This window comes from Salegentibacter sp., from assembly GCF_041642575.1.
Classification (GTDB): domain Bacteria; phylum Bacteroidota; class Bacteroidia; order Flavobacteriales; family Flavobacteriaceae; genus Salegentibacter.
The window spans coordinates 1-2,717 of the sequence record NZ_JBEPWD010000168.1; the positions used below are offsets into that span (position 1 = coordinate 1).

Sequence of the window (2,717 nt, forward strand, 5' to 3'; positions counted from 1 at the left end):
CTTAACCGTATTGACGAATTCGAATTCACCCCTGAACAGGAAGATACCCTAGTCCTTCAGGTGGAGAACATGATTACCGCCGGAATCGATAAAGGTGATAGTTTGATTGATCTGAAACAAAAGACCTTAAAAGGGAAACTCAGAAAATTTGCGGTAAGAACATTGGTTCCTGAAGAAAAGATCAGGGCCCTGGTTCCTATGTTTGCTCAAACTATCGTGGATGAGATCCAGAAACCGGAAAATAAAGAAGCGCTAAAATATGTTATAAAAAGTAAGCTGCAGGAATATAGCGATCTTACCCATGCCGATTCTGAAGTCGCCGTTCTGCGGCTGAATGCACTTTTTAATAAATACGAAGTAGCAGATCTGGAGGCTTTCAACCGAAAAACCTCGGAAGATCTCAAAGAACTGGAGGCTTTAACCTACTCTTATACTTATATCCTCCTGGGGATAATCCTGCCTTTTCTTCTTCTGTGGTGGTTATTGAGAAATAAAAGATCATTGCATATTCCTCTCTTTATTATATCGGTATTGTTTTCATTAGTACTGCTTTTTGCAGGCCTTACCGCGCCAATGATAGAAATAGATGCGCGTTTTCAGCAAGTGAATTTCCTGTTAATTGGTGAGCAGATTACATTTAGTGATCAGGTGATCTTCTTTCAAACCAAAAGTATTCTGCAGGTAATTGGTATATTATTCGAAACCGGGAAAGTAGATTCATTTTTTGTAGGCCTGCTTATTCTGGTCTTCAGTATTATTTTTCCGGTTGCAAAATTAATTTCCACTCAAATTTACCTGGCGGGAAATAAAAAACAAAGGAAGAACAAGCTCCTGAAATTCTTCGCATTTAAATCGGGGAAGTGGAGCATGGCAGATGTTTATGTTATCGCCATTTTCATGGCATATATAGGCTTCCAGGGAATACTGGATCACCAGCTTTCAAATCTGGATATGGAAACTGAATCCCTGGTGAGTATTTCCACCAATAAAACTTCTTTACAACCCGGATTCATCATCTTTATTGGTTTCGTCCTGTTTAGTTTGCTCCTTTCTACCATTCTCAAGAAGATGACAGGTAAAAAGAAGAAAAATGCCGTCATCTCGAATGAACCTGTATAAGGGATTGCATGAATAGATTTGTTCAAGGGAACAAAGAAGGAGAAGGAAACTGAACCTCCGGCAGCGATAAAATTAAAACCCTATTCTTCTTGTTCCTGTTGTTCCCTTCTCTTTTGTTCCGTTACAGCGTTATTATGTTCCATATCACCTGAACTACCTTCTTTGCGGTTTTCCAGCGACTGTATACTTTCTGTTTTACCATAGAGAATTATAAGGTCTCCTTCCTTAATCTCTGTTTTGCCTTTCGGGGCTCCAATATATTTTCCATTCAGGCGCCTTATTCCCAGGACTCTAACCCCTTCGGCATCTAATTCTAACTTTTGTAAAGTTTTATCTGTTAGCCAATCCGCCTTTTTTACCTTGATTTCAGATACCCGATAATCCTCATCCAGGTGAAGTAAACTGTAATAATCCTTTACTTCCAGATAAGTATATCGACTCAAAGCCTTATCAATCAAGGAAGAAAGTTTTCGATCAATAAATCTGCTGCGTGACAGAGCGATTAGAAGTAACAAACCTGAAAAAAGCACAATAATCTCTGTAGAAAAAAACCCTGATTCCTCTATAGATATAAAACTAAAAATTACTGAGGATATAGTGGTGATTATTCCTGCATTACCCAGAAAAATTAGAACAGTTAGAATTTTCCTTCTCACGGGATCATTAACGACCAGTTCAGATTCCTTAGTGGTAAACCCTACTCCCAAATAAGCAGATCTCGCCTGAAACTTTGCAGCCTCTTTAGAAAGACCGGTATGGATTAAAGCTATTGTTCCAATACGGGTCACAAGTATGGACAAAGTAATTATTACTAATAAAGAAATTATGGCGGTCATCCGGGCCGTTTTTACATGTTTATAAGAAACCCTGAATTCTATACCAATAAACTCTGTAGTTTCTTTTTGTTTTTCTTTCTGTACTAAAGTTAAAGGCTTTTTGGAAGATTATGAAAATATGGAAATTTTAATTTTTAGAAAAAAGGAACTTAAGGCCAAAACCGTTACTGATTTTATTACGAGATACTAAAGACCTGCACAGTGTTATTATTTCTAAGCGCAGTATTAAACGCAGGAGCCGGGAATCTTACTTTTTTATTTAAAAACTTAAAAATGCCTGCTAATGCTTTTCTATTGTAAAATTCTTTATCTTTTTACCACAGTCTGTAGCTAAAAGATGAAATCACAAGTGATAACTTTCATTTCAATATTATTAATCCTGTATCTCCTCATTTGTATTTTAGGATACTTTTTCCAGGAGAAAATGATCTTTTTACCGCAGACACTGCCAAAGAATTACGGCTTTAGCCATTTTGAAGATTTTGAAGAACGAACTGTGGAAATGCAAGACGGCAAAAAGCTCCACGCCCTCCTATTCCGGGCGGAAGATCCCAGGGGCGTGATCTTTTATCTTCACGGAAATGCCGGCTCCCTGGAAGGCTGGGGTAGCGTAGCAGAAACCTTTAAACTTCTTAATTATGATACTTTCATTCCCGATTACAGGGGCTACGGCAAAAGCGAAGGAACTATAGAAAGTGAGATGCAGTTGCATACAGACATGCAAAACCTTTATGATGAACTAAAAAAGGAATACCCCGAAAA

At 37.9% G+C, this 2,717-nt stretch carries 3 protein-coding genes; 2 read left to right on the top strand and 1 reads right to left on the bottom strand.

What is annotated here, in order from left to right:
• A partial coding sequence (locus ACESK1_RS12905) for a paraquat-inducible protein A (protein WP_372920587.1) occupies positions 1 to 1,119 on the top strand: 1,119 nt, incomplete at its 5' end.
• Positions 1,120 to 1,199: 80 nt separating this feature from the next.
• Here the strand turns inward: ACESK1_RS12905 and ACESK1_RS12910 are convergent.
• Positions 1,200 to 1,955, bottom strand: a complete 756-nt coding sequence (locus ACESK1_RS12910) for a TrkA C-terminal domain-containing protein (RefSeq protein ID WP_372920588.1) — start codon at positions 1,953 to 1,955, stop codon at positions 1,200 to 1,202.
• 337 nt (positions 1,956 to 2,292) lie between these two features.
• Between ACESK1_RS12910 and ACESK1_RS12915 the strand changes: the two genes are divergently transcribed.
• The coding region (locus ACESK1_RS12915) for an alpha/beta fold hydrolase (protein ID WP_372920589.1) at positions 2,293 to 2,717 on the top strand (425 nt) is incomplete at its 3' end.

What these genes read in the sequence shown, in the direction of transcription:
- ACESK1_RS12910 (WP_372920588.1), bottom strand. Translation starts at nt 1,955, where the DNA reads ATGACCGCCATAATTTCTTTATTAGTAATAATTACTTTGTCCATACTT.